General features: G+C 67.4%; 18 protein-coding genes and 1 tRNA gene. 11 read left to right on the top strand and 8 right to left on the bottom strand.

The genetic code is table 11. From position 1 onward, the window contains the following. Positions 1-7: 7 nt before the first annotated feature. From yidD to EV646_RS21125, 5 genes are all read right to left on the bottom strand, one after another. Positions 8-304 (bottom strand): membrane protein insertion efficiency factor YidD, encoded by a 297-nt coding sequence (yidD, locus tag EV646_RS21145; protein WP_241996217.1) that lies wholly within the window; start codon positions 302-304, stop codon positions 8-10. Positions 305-315: 11 nt separating this feature from the next. Beyond that, positions 316-675: a ribonuclease P protein component gene (rnpA, locus tag EV646_RS21140; RefSeq protein WP_132151133.1), complete on the bottom strand. Its 360-nt coding sequence runs from the start codon at positions 673-675 to the stop codon at positions 316-318. A gap of 27 nt (positions 676-702) precedes the next feature. After that, positions 703-840: a 50S ribosomal protein L34 gene (gene rpmH, locus EV646_RS21135; protein ID WP_130386492.1), complete on the bottom strand. Its 138-nt coding sequence runs from the start codon at positions 838-840 to the stop codon at positions 703-705. 468 nt (positions 841-1308) lie between these two features. Next, complete coding sequence (locus EV646_RS21130) at positions 1309-1599, bottom strand: hypothetical protein (RefSeq protein WP_132151131.1); 291 nt, start codon at positions 1597-1599, stop codon at positions 1309-1311. A gap of 450 nt (positions 1600-2049) precedes the next feature. Beyond that, on the bottom strand, positions 2050-2706 hold the full coding sequence (locus EV646_RS21125) for a hypothetical protein (RefSeq protein ID WP_132151129.1): 657 nt from the start codon (positions 2704-2706) through the stop codon (positions 2050-2052). A gap of 126 nt (positions 2707-2832) precedes the next feature. Between EV646_RS21125 and dnaA the strand changes: the two genes are divergently transcribed. The 6 genes from dnaA (at position 2833) to EV646_RS21095 (ending at position 10045) form a co-directional block, all read left to right on the top strand. Beyond that, the gene (gene dnaA / locus EV646_RS21120; protein ID WP_132151544.1) at positions 2833-4431 is read left to right on the top strand and encodes a chromosomal replication initiator protein DnaA; all 1599 of its coding nucleotides are present in this window, start codon (positions 2833-2835) and stop codon (positions 4429-4431) included. A 442-nt stretch (positions 4432-4873) separates the two neighbouring features. Further along, complete coding sequence (gene dnaN, locus EV646_RS21115) at positions 4874-6019, top strand: DNA polymerase III subunit beta (RefSeq protein ID WP_132151127.1); 1146 nt, start codon at positions 4874-4876, stop codon at positions 6017-6019. Positions 6020-6045: 26 nt separating this feature from the next. Beyond that, complete coding sequence (gene gnd / locus EV646_RS21110) at positions 6046-6963, top strand: phosphogluconate dehydrogenase (NAD(+)-dependent, decarboxylating) (protein ID WP_132151125.1); 918 nt, start codon at positions 6046-6048, stop codon at positions 6961-6963. A gap of 1 nt (position 6964) precedes the next feature. Then, positions 6965-8104: a DNA replication/repair protein RecF gene (gene recF / locus EV646_RS21105; RefSeq protein ID WP_132151123.1), complete on the top strand. Its 1140-nt coding sequence runs from the start codon at positions 6965-6967 to the stop codon at positions 8102-8104. Beyond that, positions 8073-8654: a DciA family protein gene (locus EV646_RS21100; protein WP_199237100.1), complete on the top strand. Its 582-nt coding sequence runs from the start codon at positions 8073-8075 to the stop codon at positions 8652-8654. The genes recF and EV646_RS21100 overlap by 32 nt, the downstream gene beginning before the upstream one ends. A gap of 68 nt (positions 8655-8722) precedes the next feature. Then, positions 8723-10045, top strand: coding sequence for a hypothetical protein (locus EV646_RS21095; RefSeq protein ID WP_132151121.1), 1323 nt, complete (start codon positions 8723-8725; stop codon positions 10043-10045). 28 nt (positions 10046-10073) lie between these two features. On the opposite strand, the gene EV646_RS21090 is transcribed toward EV646_RS21095, so the two are convergent. From EV646_RS21090 to EV646_RS21080, 3 genes are read right to left on the bottom strand one after another with little or no spacing between them, the layout of a single operon-like run. Then, positions 10074-10637: a hypothetical protein gene (locus EV646_RS21090; RefSeq protein WP_132151119.1), complete on the bottom strand. Its 564-nt coding sequence runs from the start codon at positions 10635-10637 to the stop codon at positions 10074-10076. Beyond that, positions 10634-11233, bottom strand: coding sequence for a hypothetical protein (locus EV646_RS21085; protein ID WP_132151117.1), 600 nt, complete (start codon positions 11231-11233; stop codon positions 10634-10636). Before EV646_RS21085 ends, EV646_RS21090 begins: the two co-directional genes overlap by 4 nt. Further along, entirely contained in the window at positions 11233-11868 is a 636-nt protein-coding gene (locus EV646_RS21080; protein WP_132151115.1) for a hypothetical protein, read from the bottom strand. The genes EV646_RS21085 and EV646_RS21080 overlap by 1 nt, the downstream gene beginning before the upstream one ends. A gap of 313 nt (positions 11869-12181) precedes the next feature. Between EV646_RS21080 and gyrB the strand changes: the two genes are divergently transcribed. From gyrB to EV646_RS40165, 5 genes are all read left to right on the top strand, one after another. Beyond that, entirely contained in the window at positions 12182-14257 is a 2076-nt protein-coding gene (gene gyrB / locus EV646_RS21075; protein WP_422386719.1) for a DNA topoisomerase (ATP-hydrolyzing) subunit B, read from the top strand. A gap of 91 nt (positions 14258-14348) precedes the next feature. Further along, on the top strand, positions 14349-17012 hold the full coding sequence (gene gyrA / locus EV646_RS21070; RefSeq protein ID WP_132151111.1) for a DNA gyrase subunit A: 2664 nt from the start codon (positions 14349-14351) through the stop codon (positions 17010-17012). Next, positions 17012-17941 (top strand): DUF3566 domain-containing protein, encoded by a 930-nt coding sequence (locus EV646_RS21065; RefSeq protein WP_132151109.1) that lies wholly within the window; start codon positions 17012-17014, stop codon positions 17939-17941. Before gyrA ends, EV646_RS21065 begins: the two co-directional genes overlap by 1 nt. A gap of 95 nt (positions 17942-18036) precedes the next feature. Then, positions 18037-18113 (top strand) — tRNA-Ile (locus tag EV646_RS21060). Between the two features lie 33 nt (positions 18114-18146). Further along, entirely contained in the window at positions 18147-18278 is a 132-nt protein-coding gene (locus EV646_RS40165; protein WP_241996216.1) for a DLW-39 family protein, read from the top strand. Position 18279 lies beyond the last annotated feature (1 nt).

Genomic DNA, 18279 nt, shown 5'->3' with positions numbered 1-18279 from the left:
GAGTCACTCAAGCACCTCGCTGCACAGGCCCGGCGTCGGCCGACGGTCCGGGCTGGTTGGCGGAGACGGAATCTCCGCGCTGGTCGACATCTATGGGTGGAACGGGGTCGTAGCCGCCGGGGTTCCACGGGTGGCAGCGGGCGAGTCTCCTCGCCGCCAGCCAGCTACCGCGCACCGCGCCGTGGCGTTCGACCGCCTCCAGGGCGTACGCCGAACAACTCGGGTAGAACCTGCACACCTGCCCGTACATCGGGCTGATGAAGGTCCGGTACAACTTCAGGAAACCGATGATCCCGCTCTTCACGGGATTGATCCTCATCGTGGGCCCAGCAATCGCCGCAGCGCGCCGTCGACGTCCGCGACCAGTTCGTCGTACGACGCCGAGGCGGACGACGGGAGGGCACGGACGACGGTCAGGCTGCCGGGCGGCAGGTCCGGGAGCCGCGTGGCCATCACGGCACGCAGACGGCGGTGGACCCGGTTCCGCAGAACCGCGTTGCCCACCGCCTTGTTCACCACGAATCCGACACGAGCGGGCTCGGCCAGGACGTCGCCCGCCTGGTCGTCCCGCGACAGCAGATGGACCACCACGGCACGTCGCCCGGCCCGCCGTCCAGCACGGACGGCGCGGCGAAAGTCGTCGGACCGGCGCAATCGGTTCGACGCGGGCAACACGAGGTGGTCACCGTCGGATCAGGTCGCTCAGGCCGCGAGGCGCTGGCGACCCTTGCCACGGCGGGCGGCGATGATCGCGCGACCCGCACGGGTACGCATCCGAAGACGGAAGCCGTGCTTCTTGTGCCGGCGACGGTTGTTCGGCTGGAACGTCCGCTTGCTCACTGGAATGACTCCGGTTACTCGAGATCACGATTGTCGACAAATCCACTGATAGATCTGCCGCTGGCGCAGTCCTGCACACCGTCGGAGAACCAGAGGATCCCGCAGGGAGCGCAGCACGAAACGGCCGGCTCAACACCGACCGATCCACGGTACGTGGCCGCCTGTGGACAGGTCAAACCAGCCGTCCCCATAGTTGTCCACAGGCGTTCCACAGGCCTGTGGACAGAATAGTGGGCACACGATCGGTCAACTGGCCGTCACACACTGGTCCCCAGGGCGACCGAGGGCGACTTCCCCGACACGACTACGCTCCGGCGTCTACCCGACACGCCGCAAGTTGCCCCCAATTTGGGCTCCATAGCCTGTGGATGACGGCTTGAAGCAGGCTGGGCGGACTTGTTAGCGTCAACCCTTCACACCAGAGGTCCCGCACCCCGCAACCGGTAACCAACCTGCTCCACCCGTCGTTCACAACTGTGGACAACCGTGTGGACAGTGCGGCGCCGCCGGCAGCCGCACGGTGTTGGGTCTAAAGGTCGCGCCGCCCGGGTTCGCCCGGAACGCGCCGGCCACCGCAGCGATGGATTCGGGGAGCAACGCGTGGTCGAGGACCAATCCGCCAGTGCGGATTTCACGGCGGATGTCAGCGCCGATGCCAGAACGGGGTATCCCGCGGATCACCAACCGCAGGAGCCGCAGCGCCACTTCGACCCCCACCACGGGCTCGACGACCACAGCAACAGCACCCCTGAGGAACACAACATCTCGTCTGAGGAACACAGCCCCACTTCCGACGGACAGTCCGGCCTTTCCGGGCACGGCTCCTTTGACGGACACCGCCCGACGGATGAGTACCGCCCGGCTGACGGCTATCGGTCGGAGCTGGAGCGAGCCGCCACCGAGTTCCCAGCCGCCACTCCTCACACCTCTGGTCTGAGCGCCCCCACCCCTAGCCTTCCGGACCCGAGCTTTTCCGGCCTGGGCTTTCCCGGCCCTCGCCGTGAAGGACACGAAGCGTGGACGTCGGTCGTGCCCGGTCCGAGTGCTCCCGAGCAGAGCGCCCCGGGCCACAGCGCTCCTGACCTCCACGCCCACGAGCAGGGCACGCAAGGTCAGAGTCATGGCTTCAGCACTCCCGGCGACAACGGGCCCGGCCAGACCACTCAGGGCCTCAGTGCTCCCGGCCAGGGAACACCGGGCCTCAGCGCTCTAGACCTGAGCACCCCAGGTCTCAGCACTCCGGGGCCGAGCATTCCGGACCTGAGTGCCTATGAGCCAAGCGCCAGCGAGCGCAGCGCCAGTGAGCAGAGCGGACTGGATCAGAGCGCACAGGATCAGAGCGCACAGGGCCCGAGCACTCCAGGGCCGAGCGCCAGTGAGCAGAGTGCGCTTGGTCAGAGCGCTGCCAGCCCGACTCTTTTCGATGTTGTGGATGAGAGTCAGTTCCAGTACGGCGGGGAGCGTCGTGCTGGGGGTGATGAGAGGTATGGCGTGCGAGACGAGCGCATCGATCGGGGTGCGTGGGCTGGGAGTGCGCCGGTGGTCGGAGTCCGTGGCGACTTCCAGAACTCCGACGGCGGTGTCTGGGGGAACGGCGGCGAGCCGCGCGCTGATCGCGGGAATGCGACCGGCGGTGGGGCTGATGAGTTTGCGGGTGGAGACCGGAGTGTGGTGCGGGGCGAGTGGGGCGCCGAGCGCGGAGAAATTACCGGAGTTGCGCGGAACGAAGGTGATGGACGTGTGGATCGCGACGACCCTCAGCCGGCCGAGCGCCGAATCGCTGAAGTCCAGGACGTCGGGCCCTGGCTCGCCGAACCCCGGGCCGAACAGCGAGGACTCGGTGAGCAGCCCGGATCCGTCGAGCACCGGGCCGCTGACCAGCGTGTCCCCGAAGCGAGGGGCCCCGAGCAGCGGGTCCCTGAGCGGCCAGTCCCTGAGACGAGGGCGCCCGAGGCTCGGGTGGCTGAGGCTCCTGCGGGGGCTGGGGCTGTGATGGACCTTGGGGAGGCTTGGGCTCGGGTGCTGGCGGGGTTGCCGCCCAATCAGCGGGCGTGGCTGACCAACTCGCGGCCGGTGACGCTGCATGAGAGCACTGCGATCGTCGCGGTGCCGGACGACTTCACCCGGGGTCAGCTCGAGACGCGGCTGCGGCCGGATCTGGAGCGGATCCTGACCGAGAGCTTCGGTCGGGACATCCGGATCGCCGTGACCGTCGACCCCTCGCTCGACCCCGAGCTGCGCGAGCCGCAGGCGCCGCCGCAGCCCGTCGTACGGGAGCCCCTTCGGACGGATGGAGCGTTCCAGCCGACGATTCAGTCGGCGCTGACCGATCCGGACACGACTGGCCAGCAGTTCCGTCAGCCACCGAACCAGGGCATCGGCCAGCAGCCGCCGGCGCACCACAGCGGTCAGCGCTTCGACCAGCCCGCCGGACAGCAGTACACAACTCAGCAACCTCAGCAGTTCGGAGCACCCCAGCAGCAGCCCCAGCAGTTCGGGCAGCCGCTGCCGAACGGATCCGCGCCGGCCCAGCCCGCCACCGAGGCACAAGGTGAGGCCCGGCTCAATCCGAAGTACACGTTCGAGACCTTCGTCATCGGCAGCTCGAACCGCTTCGCGCACGCCGCGGCCGTCGCGGTCGCCGAGGCGCCGGGTAAGGCCTACAACCCACAGCTGATCTACGGCGACTCCGGTCTCGGCAAGACCCACCTGCTGCACGCCATCGGGCATTACGTCCGAAGCCTCTACACCGGGGCGCGGGTCCGGTACGTGTCCAGCGAAGAGTTCACCAACGACTTCATCAACGCGATTCGCGACGACAAGGCGTCCCAGTTCCAGCGCCGGTACCGCGATGTCGACGTACTGCTGATCGACGACATCCAGTTCCTCGAGGGCAAGATCCAGACCCAGGAGGAGTTCTTCCACACCTTCAACACGCTGCACAACGCGAACAAGCAGATCGTGATCAGCTCCGACCGGGCGCCGAAACGCCTGGAGGCGCTGGAGGACCGGCTGCGGAACCGGTTCGAGTGGGGCCTCATCACCGACATCCAGCCGCCCGACCTGGAGACCCGGATCGCGATCCTGCGGAAGAAGGCGGCCACCGAGCGGCTGACCGCGCCGCCGGAGGTGCTGGAGTTCATCGCGTCGAAGGTGCAGACGAACATCCGTGAGCTCGAGGGCGCACTGATCCGGGTCACCGCGTTCGCCAGTCTGAACCGGCAGCCGGTCGACCTGAGCCTGGCCGAGATCGTGCTGAAGGACCTGATCCCCGAAGGCAGCAAGCCGGAGGTGACGGCCAGCATGATCATGGGCCAGACGGCGTCGTACTTCGGCCTGTCGATCGACGACCTGTGCGGATCGAGCCGGAGCCGGGTGCTGGTGACCGCGCGGCAGATCGCGATGTACCTGTGCCGCGAGCTCACCGATCTCTCGCTGCCGAAGATCGGCCAGCAGTTCGGCGGCCGCGACCACACCACCGTGATGCATGCCGAGCGGAAGATCCGTCAGTTGATGTCGGAGCGGCGCAGCGTCTTCAACCAGGTGACCGAGCTGACCAACCGGATCAAGCACCAGGCAAAGCAGCAGTAGGAAGCTCACAGGCTGGGGACACAGCTGTGGATAACTGTGGGTATTGCGGTGGACACCTCGGTCAAGTGTGTGGATTCGCTGTGGGGACAGAATCCGTCGTACCCAGGCATCCTCAGCACGACCTGGAACCGTCCACAAGCCGTACACAGGGCAAAACGGCACCTGACCTGCGAAGTCGCGGCTTTTCCACACTATCCACCGGTGCTAAGAACCCTATGGAATCTGTAGAGAGTTCCCAGTCCACAAAACGATCGTGCGGCCCAACCTGGGGAAAACCCCGGTCTCGCGCCGGTTGGACGGACCTGTCAGGCTGTCTTCAGAACCACAGGAACGACGCCGACGCGACCCGCCCGAAGCGCCACGTCACGCCCGGTTGGCGCACAGCACACTTGTCCGTGGCAGGATCTGCCTGGCACACAGCCGAATCAGGAGGCACCCAGCGGTGAAGTTTCGCGTCGAGCGCGACGTACTGGCCGAGTCGGTGGCCTGGGCCGCGCGCAGCTTGCCCAGTCGTCCCAGCGTCCCGATCCTTGCCGGCCTTCTGGTCGAAGCCGAGGACGGGCAGATCACCCTGTCCGGCTTCGACTACGAGACCTCGGTCCGCGTCACCGTGCCCGCACAGGTGGCCGACTCCGGCAAGTGCCTGATCTCCGGCCGGCTCGTCGCCGACATCTCGAAGAGTCTTCCGAACCAGCCTGTGGACATCGCCGTGGACGGTGCCAAGGCACAAGTCACCTGCGGCAGTTCGCGGTTCACGCTCCAGACGCTTCCCACCGAGGAATATCCGGCTTTGCCGGAGCTCCCAGCGGCCAGCGGGACCGTGAAGGCCGACGTTTTCGCCCAGGCGGTCTCCCAGGTCGTCACCGCGGCCGGTCGCGAGGACACGCTGCCGGTGCTGACCGGCGTACGGGTCGAGATCGAGGGCTCCACGATCTCGCTGCTCGCCACCGACCGCTACCGGCTCGCCATCCGTGAGCTCGAGTGGAATCCGCAGTCGCCCGACGCGTCCGCGGCCGCGCTGATACCGGCTCGGGTACTGTCCGAGACCGCCAAGGCGATGACCGGTTCCGATGTGATCGTGTCGCTGGCCGCGCCCGGCACCGGCGACGGCATCGTCGGCTTCGAAGGCGAGGTTTCCGGCGGCAGCCGGCGCGCTACTACGCGGCTGCTCGACGGCGAGTTCCCGAAGGTGCGCGGCATCATCCCGACCGACGCCGCGATCGCGACCCGGGTCCGGATCGACACCGCGACGCTGGTGGAGGCGGTCAAGCGCGTCGCCCTGGTGGCGGAGCGGAACGCGCCCGTGCGGCTGACCTTCAGCGAGGACGGCGTGACGCTCGATGCCGGCAGCGGTGACGAGGCTCAGGCGTCCGAGTCCATCGAGGCACGGGTCGCCGGCGAACCGGTCACCGTGGGCTTCAACCCGACGTACCTGCTTGACGGCCTGAACGCGATCGGTACGCCGGTCGCCCACCTGGCCTTCACCCAGGCGACGAAGCCGGCCGAACTGACCGGTGTGACGGACTTCGACGGTGAACCGATCAGCGAATTCCGGTACGTGCTGATGCCGGTCCGCCTGAACAGCTGAAAGCCAACAGAACAAGGGGATTCACGATGGAGCTCGGCCTTGTCGGTCTCGGCAAGATGGGCGGCAACATGCGCCAGCGGATCCGCAACGCAGGCCACACCGTGGTCGGATTCGACCACAACCAGGACATCTCCGACGCCAAGGACCTGGCCGACATGGTCGGCAAGCTCACCGCTTCCGACCAGCCGAAGGTGGTCTGGGTGATGGTGCCGGTGCAGGCCATCGACCCGGTGATCACCGAGCTGGCCGACCTGCTCTCCCCCGGCGACATCGTGATCGACGGCGGCAACAGCCGCTGGACCGACGACACCCGCAGAGCGGCGCAACTGGCCGAGAAGGACATCAAGTTCGTCGACTGCGGGGTGTCCGGCGGCGTCTGGGGCCTGGAGAACGGCTACGCGCTGATGTGCGGTGGCGAGAACGACGTCGTCGCCACGCTGATGCCGATCTTCGAGGCGCTCAAGCCCGAAGGCGACTTCGGTTTCGTGCATGCCGGCAAGGTCGGCGCCGGTCACTTCAGCAAGATGGTCCACAACGGCATCGAGTACGCGATCATGCAGGCGTACGCCGAGGGCTTCGAACTGCTCGAGGCCGCGGACATCGTGGACAACGTGCCGGAGACGTTCGAATCCTGGCGCGAAGGCACGGTGATCCGGTCCTGGCTGCTCGACCTGATGGTGAACGCGCTGAAGGAAGACACCCATCTGGACAAGATCCGCGGGTACGCCGAAGACTCCGGTGAGGGCCGGTGGACGGTCGAGGCCGCCATCGACCACGCCGTACCGGTGCCCGCGATCGCGGCGTCGCTGTTCGCCCGGTTCGCTTCCCGGCAGGACGACTCGCCGGCGATGAAGGCGATCGCCGCGATGCGCAACCAGTTCGGCGGCCACGCGGTGAAGGGCGCCGAAGACCCGTCGTACGCGACACCGCCGATCAAGCACTGAGGTGTATGTCACCGCCCTGGGTCTGCTCGACTTCCGGTCCTACCAGCAGGCGGAGGTCGAGCTCGCCCCGGGCGTGACGTCCTTCGTCGGGCCGAACGGCCACGGCAAGACCAACCTGGTCGAGGCGATCCACTACACCGCGACCCTCAGCTCGCACCGGGTCGCGAACGACGCTCCGCTGGTACGCGCGGGCGCCACCAGAGCGATCGTGCGTACCGAGATCCGCAGCCAGTACGACCGGGACGTGATCGTCGAGCTGGAAATCAATCCTGGGAAGGCAAATCGGGCCCGGGTGAACCGATCGCCAGTGCAGCGGCCGCGGGAAGTGCTCGGACTGCTGCGCACAGTGCTGTTCGCACCCGAGGATCTCGCCTTGGTGAAGGGCGATCCGTCCGAGCGGCGCCGGTTCCTGGACGAGCTGCTGACGCTGCGGTCGCCGCGGATGGCGGGCGTACGGCAGGACTACGACCGGGTGCTGAAGCAGCGGAACTCCCTGCTCCGCAGCGCGTCGATGGCACGCCGGCAGAACCGGTCGAGCGCGGCCGAGGGACAGCTGAGGACCCTCGAGGTGTGGAACTCGCACCTCGCCCGGGCCGGTTCCGAACTGCTCGCGACCCGGCTCGAGTTGCTGGAATCCCTGCGCCCGTTGGTCTCCAGCGCGTACGACGCTGTTGCCCGGGGCAAGCATGACGCGCGGCTGGAGTACAAGTCGTCGGTCGCCCTCGAGCCTGGCGTGGTATCCAGGGAGCAGTTGGCCGAGGTGATCCTCAACGCGGTCCAGGAGCGGCGACAGGACGAGCTGGAGCGCGGGGTGTCGCTGGTCGGTCCGCACCGCGATGACGTCGTACTCGGGCTTGGGGACTTGCCTGCGAAGGGGTATGCGAGTCACGGTGAGAGCTGGTCGTTCGCGCTCGCGCTGCGGCTGGCGTCGTACGAGCTGCTCAGAGCGGATGGGGGTGAGCCGGTGCTGATCCTCGACGACGTGTTCGCGGAGCTGGATACGCAGCGCCGCGACCGGCTGGCCGAGCTCGTCGCGCCGGCGGAGCAGGTGCTGGTGACCGCGGCGGTCGGCGCTGACGTGCCCGCTGAGCTGAGCGGAGCCCGCTTCGATGTGGGCGACGGGTCAGTTCGACGTGCCTGAAGCCGGAAATTCCTCTGAGAGCGGCCCTGAGAACGAGGCCGCTCAAGAACCTGAGCACGACAAGCAGGGGCTGGACCTGGCGAAGTCACTCGCGGGCCGGCTCAAGGGCATGAGCCCGGTCCAACCGGTCAAGCGGACCCGCCGGCGGCCGCGCATCGACGGCGCCCAGATCAGCAGCGCGCGCCCGGACGACCGGGATCCGCAGAAGCTCACCAACACCCTCGGCCGGCTGATGCGCGACCAGGGCTGGGAGGTCGACGTCGCCGTACACAGCGTGATGGCGCGCTGGCCGTCGATCGTCGGTCCCGAGATGGCCCAGCACTGCACGCCGGAGAGCTACCAGGACACCGTGCTCACCGTCCGGACCAGCTCGACCGCCTGGGCCACCCAGCTCAAGATGCTCGCTCCAGACCTGGTACGACGCCTCAACGCCGAACTCGGCGACGGAACCGTCACCCAGGTCAACGTCCAGGGCCCCCACACCCCCAGCTGGCGCAAGGGCCCCCGCACCATCCGAGGCGGCCGAGGCCCCCGCGACACCTACGGCTGACCGGCCCGCGGTCACCTGGTGAGAGTTGATTGCCGGTGCGACCCGGGGCCCGTCTAGGATCAGGCGCGATGCGCACGATCGTCGACGGTTTTCGCGAGATGGTCCACCTGATCGGAGACACCTTCCGGCTCTGGTGGCGCAACCTGCTGCCCATGACGACCTGGTACCTGGCCGGGTACGTCGGCTTCAAAACGTGCATGGAGATGGCGATCTGGCTGTCCGCGCACGCGCACTCCGACATCGGCGTGGGCGTGTTCTCGGCCGGGATCCTGATGCAGATCGCGGCGTACGTCGGCATGATCCGGACCTGCGCCAATTCGCTGTACCGCTGGCGGGACGCGGCGAGCAACAAGGCGGAGGAGACGTCGGACCCGACCCAGCAGGGCTTGATGGAACTGCTGGCGGCCACGCTCCTCCCGCTGGTCGCCGTCTGGTCGGCCTGGGGCTTCCTGGAGAAGCAGGTTTCGCAGCTGAACGTCAGCAACCTGGTGGAGCGCGGTCTGCAGCCCGGCGGCGGGTTCTTCGACCTGGCCGACAACGGCTGGCACAAGTACCTGCCGGCCATCGTCGTCCTGCTGGTCCTCCGCCGGTTGATCGAGGCGGTCGACGACCGCTGGCCGAGCCGGCCGGCCAAGTTCGTGCAGGTCTGGGCGGAATCGTTCTTCCTGCTGCTCACCGTGGTGGTGGTGCCGTTCGCGATCGGCGACGGCAAGGACTGGTTCCGCGACCGCAGTTTCTGGTACTGGTCGCTCGACTGGTGGGGCGGTGTGAAGGACTTCTTCGCCGGCATCCACATCCCGGTCCCGGCCGGTATCGAGTTCCTCTGGGGCTTCTTCTGGGAGTCCCTCTGGCCGCTGTTCAAGCTCGGGGTCGCCGAGCCACTCACCTGGCTGGCGATCACGACCGTGGTGTTCGGTCACCGGGTGCTGTCCAGCGGTGGAGTCTTCAAGGGAACCCGGCTGGAGCGCCGGTTCGGCGGCCGGGTCGAGGCCGAGGAGCAGCCGCAGAGCCGGATCGTTGCCCTCACCAACAAGGCTCCGAATCTGCTGCTCGGTGGATTCCGGGAGAAGTTCTACCCGACGCTGAACGCGTTCCGGCTCCTGGTCCGGGTCGGGCCGGTGTTCCTCGGCGTGGTCTGCATGGTCTACACGCTCTGGCTGCTCGGTGACGACTGGGGGTACGTCGCGGTCAGCCGTCTGATCGGCGTCCACGGTGAGCGGTGGGGGCTGATGAACGCTGAGATCGCGCAGCTGATCAGCAGCATCCTCTTCGAGACCTTGCGGATCGCGTTGCTGGCGGCCGCCTTCGACCTGTGTATCTCGGTGAGCAACGAGCGCCGCGCCGAGGCGGCGGAAGCCGAGGAGAAGAAGGCTGTGGAGGCGGCGGTCTGAACGCCACCGCCTCCGGCGGTCGGGTTCCTCAGGGGGTGATGAGGACGCGGCGATGCGCGGTGCTGTCCTCGACGGTGATACCGACGAGGTGCGGGACCGCCGACTTCGGGACGACGTACATCTGGGCGATCTGGCGCGGCGTGTTGAGTTTCATCGGGAACTCGTCGTCACTGCAGTAGGTCGGCAGCTTCCAGTCCGAGGTGTTCATGGCCGGCTTCCAGACGTTGCCGCGATCGTCGCGCAGGCTCGCGGAGCAGGAGAAGCCGTTGTCCTTGAGGTACAGGCCCTCCAGCGGTGTGACCGTCACGATCGCGACGATCAGCACCGAGCCGGGGATGACTCCCATCCCGATCTCCTCGCCGTCCTTGTCGGCGATCCGGGTGTACGGCTGCAGCGAGTTCAGCTTCCACTTGACGTTGTCGATCGTCACCGGACCGCCGTCCCCGGCGATCTCCATCACGTTGCCCGCTTCGTAGACCGTCTCCTCGTCGCCGAGGTAGGTCCGGACGACCAGATAGCCGCTGGTGGCCAGGAGTGCCAGCAGCAGCGAGATCTGGGCGGCCAGCCGGGCCGCGTGGTTCGCGAGTCTCATGACGACGCCACCCGGACCACCGAGTTCCGCAGTACGTACTCGTTCGCGGCTTCGTCGACCATCTGCTGCGCGACCGCTTCACTCGGGACGCCGAGGTCGATCTCGGCGTACGTGTTGAGGACGTTCCAGAACATGCTCGGCCGGAGGATCAGTTTGAGCCCCTTGAAGTCGGTCGGGTTCACCTCGAAGATGATGCTCCCGGTCTTGGCGAAGCCCGGGTCGGGGAAGTCGATCCCGGAGTCGGTCAGCCCGCCGATCGGGGTGTAGACGGTGCCGCCGTCCGCGGTCAGCGTCGCGCCGATGTTCCCCGGGGCCTTGGCCCCACGCACCGTGTCCCACTCGAGGGCGACGAAGACGCCGTCGGTCTCGAACGGCTTGTCCTCGTGGTTCTCTTCGACGACCGCCTTGGCGACCTTCATCCGGACGACGGTCACCGTCGAGTCGCCGCCGTACTTGACCGGCTCCCCGATGCTGCCGCGCACCGCGATCATGTTCGGCTGGTCGTGGACCTGGTCCGGAGCGGCCAGCCGGGTGATGCCGCCGAGGATCACGAAGAGTACGCCGACGAGGATCGTGGCCGGGCGATAGAGCTTCATCAGTCGCCCGCCTTGTCCTCGACGACGACCGGCTTCTCCACCTGTACGACGGCCACCGGCGCCTCGTTGTGCCAGTACGGGTCGTCGTTCGCGCCGAACAGGCTGTCGTCGCCTTCGTACTTCTCGCCGAGTACGCCGATCTCCACCATGTCGGCGCTGAAGTCGGCCGGAATCTTGAACTCGGTGTAGCAGCTCTGCGGCGGAAGTCCGTAGACCAGCACCCAGTTGAGCTCCCCGCGGCAAGTGGCGCCGTTGGAGTCGACCAGATCCTCTCCGTTGCCCGGCACCCACCTGAGCAGGTCCCCGGTCAGGCTGTCGCTCTGGTGCTCTTCGTCGTCGATGTTCTTCAGGTCGAAGTACACCCGCAATTTGGCCTCGGCGTCGGAGTATTCGGTCTTCTTCTGCCGCCGGATCTCCGCCTTGGTGAAGCTGTACTCCCACTTGCCGGCGGTCACGGTCGTCGGTGCGGTCACGGTCGGCACGGTGCGGCCCTGTTTTTCCTTCCAGCCGCCGGTGGCCAGAATCACCAGGGCGAGGACGACGACGAGGGCGATCGCGATCAGCCACTTGCGCCGATGCCGGTGGATCACCCGGTCGGCGATCATGGCGTCGATGACGTCGTCGAGACTTTCCACGGCAGCGATCCTAAAGGCCCGTGGGTGCGCGACGGTCACCTCGTCCGGCGAATCCCACCGGTCTGGACCGGTCCGCGCCGTACCGTCGCCCGGATCGCCATCCGCAAGATGGTGAAACGCCACTGAGCGCCCGTGAGCGCTTTCTGGCCCCCCACCCGCGAGAGGGGACATGGCGAGGAGGGCGAAAAGACGCCCTATCCACAGTTTCGGGCGCCTGGTGGCAGGTTCTGCTTCGGTCGACAGGTAGAATGAAGGGTGTAGAGCGAGCCGCACCTCTAATAACACTGTAGGGGGCGGCTTCCACTGTGCCGCGATGCCTCGCGAATGCGGGGTCCGAGGAGGACAACCACCGGTGACCGACGAGCCGACCGAGATCGACGCCAACCAGTCCGCCGACCCCATCGGCACCGTCGCAGCAGAAGTCCCGATGCCCTCCAACACCGTGGAGCGGGAGTACGACGCGAGTGCGATCCAGGTCCTCGAGGGCCTCGACGCGGTCCGGAAGCGGCCCGGTATGTACATCGGGTCCACCGGTGAGCGCGGTCTGCACCATCTCGTCACCGAGGTGGTCGACAACGCGGTGGACGAGGCGATGGCGGGCGTCTGCGACAAGATCGTGGTCACCCTGCTTCCCGACGGCGGCATCCGGGTCGTCGACAACGGCCGCGGTATCCCGGTCGGCATCGTCGAGTCCGAGGGCAAGCCGGCCGTCACCGTGGTACTCACGGTGCTGCACGCCGGCGGCAAGTTCGGCGGCGGCGGGTACAAGGTGTCCGGCGGTCTGCACGGTGTCGGTGTGTCCGTGGTGAACGCGCTGTCCACCCGGCTCAAGGTCGACGTCAAGCAGAACGGCAAGGAGTACACCCAGTCCTTCACCATGGGTGTGCCGGACGAGGAGTTGGCCGAGGTCGGCCCGTCCGACGAGCACGGTACGACGATCACGTTCTGGGCGAACAGCGACATCTTCGAGACCACGACGTACTCGTACGAGACGCTGTCCACCCGGTTCCGCGAGATGGCGTTCCTGAACAAGGGCCTGGAGATCGTCATCCGGGACGAGCGGCCGGACCACACCGAGGACGGCAACCCGGTCGAGCAGTCGTTCAAGTACGACAACGGCCTGGTCGACTACGTGAAGTACCTGACCGGTATCCGTGAGACCGTGCACCGCGACGTCATCTCGTTCGAGGCGGCGCAGGGTGAGAACAGCATGAGCCTCGAGGTGGCGCTGCAGTGGAGCGGCTCGTTCCAGGAGTCGGTGCACACCTTCGCGAATGCGATCAACACCCACGAGGGCGGCACCCACGAGGAAGGCTTCCGGGCCGCGCTCACCTCGCTGGTCAACTCGTTCGGCGAGGACCAGGGCATGATCAAGAAGAAGGAGGACAGGCTCACCGGTGACGACATCCGGGAGGGCCTGACCGCGATCATCTCGGTCAAGCTGGCCGAGCCGCAGTTCGAGGGCCAGACCAAGACCAAGCTCGGCAACACCGAGGTCAAGGGCTTCGTCCAGCGCATCGTCAACGACAAGCTGGGCGCCTGGTTCGAGCAGAACCCGGCCGAGGGTCGCGAGATCATCCGCAAGGCGACGGCCGCCGCGAGCGCCCGGATCGCGGCCCGCAAGGCGCGCGACCTGGCCCGCAACCGCAAGGGCCTGCTCGGCGGTGGCGGTCTGCCGGGCAAGCTGGCCGACTGCCAGTCGACCAACCCCGAGGAGTGCGAGGTCTACATCGTCGAGGGTGACTCGGCGGGTGGCTCGGCCAAGGGCGGCCGGGACCCGAAGTTCCAGGCCATCCTGCCGATCCGGGGCAAGATCCTGAACGTCGAGAAGGCCCGGATCGACAAGGTCCTGCAGAACAACGAGGTCCAGGCGATCATCTCGGCCCTCGGCACCGGGATCCACGAGGACTTCGACGAGGAGAAGCTCCGGTACCACAAGATCGTGATCATGGCCGACGCCGACGTCGACGGCCAGCACATCCGGACCCTGCTGCTCACCCTGCTGTTCCGGTTCATGCGGCCGCTGATCGAGCGCGGTCACGTGTACGCCGCCCAGCCGCCGCTCTACAAGATCCGCTGGAGCAACTCCGCGGACGAGCTGGCCTACACCGACCGCGAGCGCGACGGCCTGCTCGAAGCCGGTTACGAGGCGGGTAAGAAGCTGCCCAAGGAGAACCCGATCCAGCGCTACAAGGGTCTGGGCGAGATGAACGCGAACGAACTGTGGGACACCACGATGGACCCGGCCAACCGGGTACTGCTGCAGATCACCCTGGACGACGCGATCCGCGCCGACGAGACGTTCCAGACGCTGATGGGCGACGACATCGAGGCGCGGCGCAGCTTCATCCAGCGCAACGCCAAGGACGTCCGCTTCCTCGACATCTGACGGAGGCCGGCCCCCGACCCGGGCCGGCGACTCCGCCTCGCAGCAGCCACTACCGACGTACGACGTCTGAACCGAACGGGACGAGCTTTTCATGACCGAGACCCCCACCTCGCCGGGCCACGACCGGGTTGAGCCTCTCGACCTGCAGACCGAGATGCAGCAGTCCTATCTCGACTACGCGATGGCGGTCATCGTCGGCCGCGCACTGCCCGAGGTCCGCGACGGCCTCAAGCCGGTGCACCGCCGCATCCTCTATGCGATGTACGACGGCGGCTACCGGCCGGACCGTGGTTTCAACAAGTGTTCCCGCGTCGTCGGTGACGTGATGGGTCAGTACCACCCGCACGGTGACTCGGCGATCTACGACACCCTGGTCCGGCTGGCGCAGCCGTGGGTGATGCGGGCGCCGCTGATCCAGGGCCAGGGCAACTTCGGTTCGCCGGGTAACGACCCGGCCGCCGCGATGCGGTACACCGAGTGCCGGATGGCACCGCTGGCGATGGAGATGGTCCGCGACATCGACCAGGAGACAGTCGACTTCCGGCCCAACTACGACGGCAAGTCGCAGGAGCCGGTGATCCTGCCGGCCCGGTTCCCGAACCTGCTGGTGAACGGCTCGTCGGGGATCGCGGTCGGCATGGCGACCAACATCCCGCCGCACAACCTGCGCGAGGTCGCGGCCGCGGTCGAGTGGGCGCTGGCTCACCCGGACGCGACCCAGGAGGAGCTGCTCGAGGCCTGCCTGCAGCACATCAAGGGCCCGGACTTCCCGAACGGCGCCCTGATCGTCGGCTACAAGGGCATCGACGACGCCTACCGCACCGGCCGAGGTTCGGTCACCATGCGCGCGGTGGTCGACATCGAGGAGGACGCCAAGGGCCGCACCAGCCTGGTCGTCACCGAGCTGCCGTACATGGTCAACCCGGACAACCTGGCGCAGAAGATCGCCGAGCTGGTCAACACCGGCAAGATGAGCGGGATCGCCGATATCCGCGACGACAGCTCGTCCCGGACCGGCCAGCGGCTGGTGATCGTGCTCAAGCGCGACGCGCAGCCCCGCGTCGTACTGAACAACCTCTACAAGCACACGCAGCTGCAGGACACCTTCGGCTGCAACATGCTGGCGCTCGTCGACGGCGTACCGCGCACGCTCAGCGTGAACCTGTTCATCAGCCACTGGATCGACCACCAGATCGAGGTCATCCAGCGGCGCACCCGGTACCGGCTGCGCCAGGCGGAGGAGCAGGCGCACGTCTACCGCGGTCTGGTCAAGGCGCTGGACGCGCTCGACGAGGTCATCGCGCTGATCCGGCGCAGCCCGGACGTCGACGGGGCCCGCACCGGGCTGATCCAGCTGCTGGAGATCGACGAGGTCCAGGCCCAGGCGATCCTCGACATGCAGCTCCGCCGGCTGGCCGCCCTGGAACGGCAGAAGATCGTCGACCGGTTGCAGGAGCTCGAGGCGATCATCGCCGACCTCGAGGACATCCTGGCCAGCCCGGAGCGGCAGCGCAGCATCGTCCGGGACGAGCTCGCCGAGATCGTCGAGCGGTACGGCGACGAGCGTCGTACCGAGATCATCGCGGCCGACGGCGACCTGTCCGTGCAGGACCTGGTCCCGGACGAGGACGTCGTCGTCACCATCACCCGCGGCGGCTACGCGAAGCGGACCAAGACCGACCTGTACCGGACCCAGAACCGGGGCGGCAAGGGCGTCCGCGGTGCTCAGCTGCGGGCCGAGGACGAGATCAGCCACTTCTTCGCCACCACGAACCACCACTGGATGCTGTTCTTCACCACCAAGGGCCGGGTCTACCGGGCCAAGGTGTGGCAGCTGCCCGAGTCCGCCCGGGACGCGAAGGGCTCGCACGTGGCCGGCCTACTCTCGTTCCAGCCGGACGAGGAGATCGCACAGGTACTGACGCTGCGCGACTACGAGCAGTCCGACTACCTCGTACTGGCGACCAAGCGCGGACTGGTGAAGAAGACGCCGCTGCGCGACTACGACTCGGCCCGGCAGAGCGGCATCATCGCGGTGAACTTCCGCGAGGACGACGACGAGCTGATCGGCGCCGACCTGGCCACCGCCGAGGACGACCTGCTGCTGGTGTCGCGGAAAGGTCAGTCGATCCGCTTCACCGCGAACGACGAGCAGCTCCGCCCGATGGGCCGGGCCACCTCCGGTGTCACCGGGATGAAGTTCCGCTCCGGCGACGAACTGCTGTCGATGTCGGTGATCCGGGCCGGCTCGGAGGAGGACACCCAGTTCGTCTTCACCGTGACCGACGCCGGGTATGCCAAGCGCAGCCGCGTGTCGGAGTACCGGCAGCAGGGCCGCGGCGGGCTCGGCATCAAGGCGGTCAAGCTGAACGACGAGCGCGGCTCGCTGGTCGGCGCGATCATCGTGGTCGATGACGACCAGGTCCTCGCGATCAAGGCCAGCGGCCAGGTCGTCCGCAGCCGGGTCGACAGCGTGCCGGTCAAGGGCCGCGACACGATGGGGGTCCGGTTCGCCGGAGTCGGCGAGTCCGACGCGGTGGTCGCGATCGCCCGGAATACCGATCTGACCGTCAATGGCAACGGGGACGAATCCGAAGCCGACGAAACGGGTACTACCTCCGAAACTGCCCAGGATGTGGACGGATCGACAACCGAATCCACCCCTGAGAGCGTCCAAAGTGTTGACCAGCGTTCGACGGACGTCGACGGCGCGGCTACCGTCGAAGACGACGATGCCGGCCAGGAGGGTAACTGATGACCAACCGCGCGAGGCCGACCTGGCCCGAAGGTGCGGCGGACAACCCTGAGACCCAGCGGCCATCGCAGGGCGGGAACAAGCAGTCCACCACACCGGGCACCCCGGCCTCCAACGGTCGTTCCACCACCGCTCCGAGCGGCAACGGCCAGCAGAGTACGCCGAACGGACAGCGACCGGGCGACTTCCGTCCGCAACCGCGGCCTCAGTCTGGCGCGGGGCAGCCTTCCGCCCCGGTTCGGCCGCCGCAGCAGCCGCCGGTACGCCCGGCTGTCGCTCAGCCGACCGCACGCCCGGCGAGTCCGGTCAGCCCTGGCCAGGTCACGCCGAGTCCGAGCACTCCTGGCCAGCCGTGGACGCCGTCCGGTGCGACTGCGGCCGCTTCGTCGTACGGGGTGACTGGGAAGAAGACCGAAACCTTCGGTGACAAGGTGAATGCGGCGAGGCAGGCGGTGCTGGACAAGGCGGCCGCGGTCAAGGACGCGGCCACGCCGGACCAGACCTCCAGCAAGCCGACCACGAGGGCCGAGAAGGCGCCGAAGACTTCGACCCGGCCGCAGACCCGCAAGGCACGGCTGCGGATGTCGCGGATCGACCCGTGGTCGGTGATGAAGACGTCATTCCTGCTGTCGATCGCGTTCGGCATCGTCACCTGGGTGGCGGTGTTCATCGTCTGGTCCGCGATCGGCGCGGCCGGCGTGTTCGACAACATCAACAACACCGTCACCGAGGTACTCGGGACGCCGGCGGCGGAGCCGTTCCGGATCGAGAACTACATCAACACCGGCAAGGTGATGGGTTTCACCACCCTGCTGGCCTGCGCGGACGTCCTCATCATCACCGCGCTGGCGACGCTCGGGTCCTTCCTCTACAACATCGCCGCCACGCTGCTCGGCGGCCTGGAAGTGACGCTGGCATCGGAGGACTGATGGGTCAGCCGGACCGTTTCGCGGCCCGGCTGGAACCGGTTTGGGAGTAGGGCACTTGGTGCGGTAATCTCTCCCGGGTTCAACCCCGCAGTTGCGGGCCTATAGCTCAGACGGTTAGAGCGCTGCCCTGATAAGGCAGAGGTCACTGGTTCAAGTCCAGTTAGGCCCACCACCACGATCGCGAACCCCGATCCGAGGAGTCCCGGTGCTGAAGAAGATCCTGCTGGTGCTGGTGGCCAGCATCGGTGGATACTTCGCCTACAAGAAGACCCAGCAGTCCCGCGCCGACAAGGACCTCTGGGCCGAGGCCGTCGACCCGGTCACCCCGGGCCGCTGAC

The sequence above is a fragment of the Kribbella antiqua genome (genome assembly GCF_004345665.1).
GTDB lineage: Bacteria > Actinomycetota > Actinomycetes > Propionibacteriales > Kribbellaceae > Kribbella > Kribbella antiqua.
The sequence above is the reverse complement of the archived record's forward strand: the minus strand, read 5'-3'. Positions and strand labels throughout refer to the sequence as shown.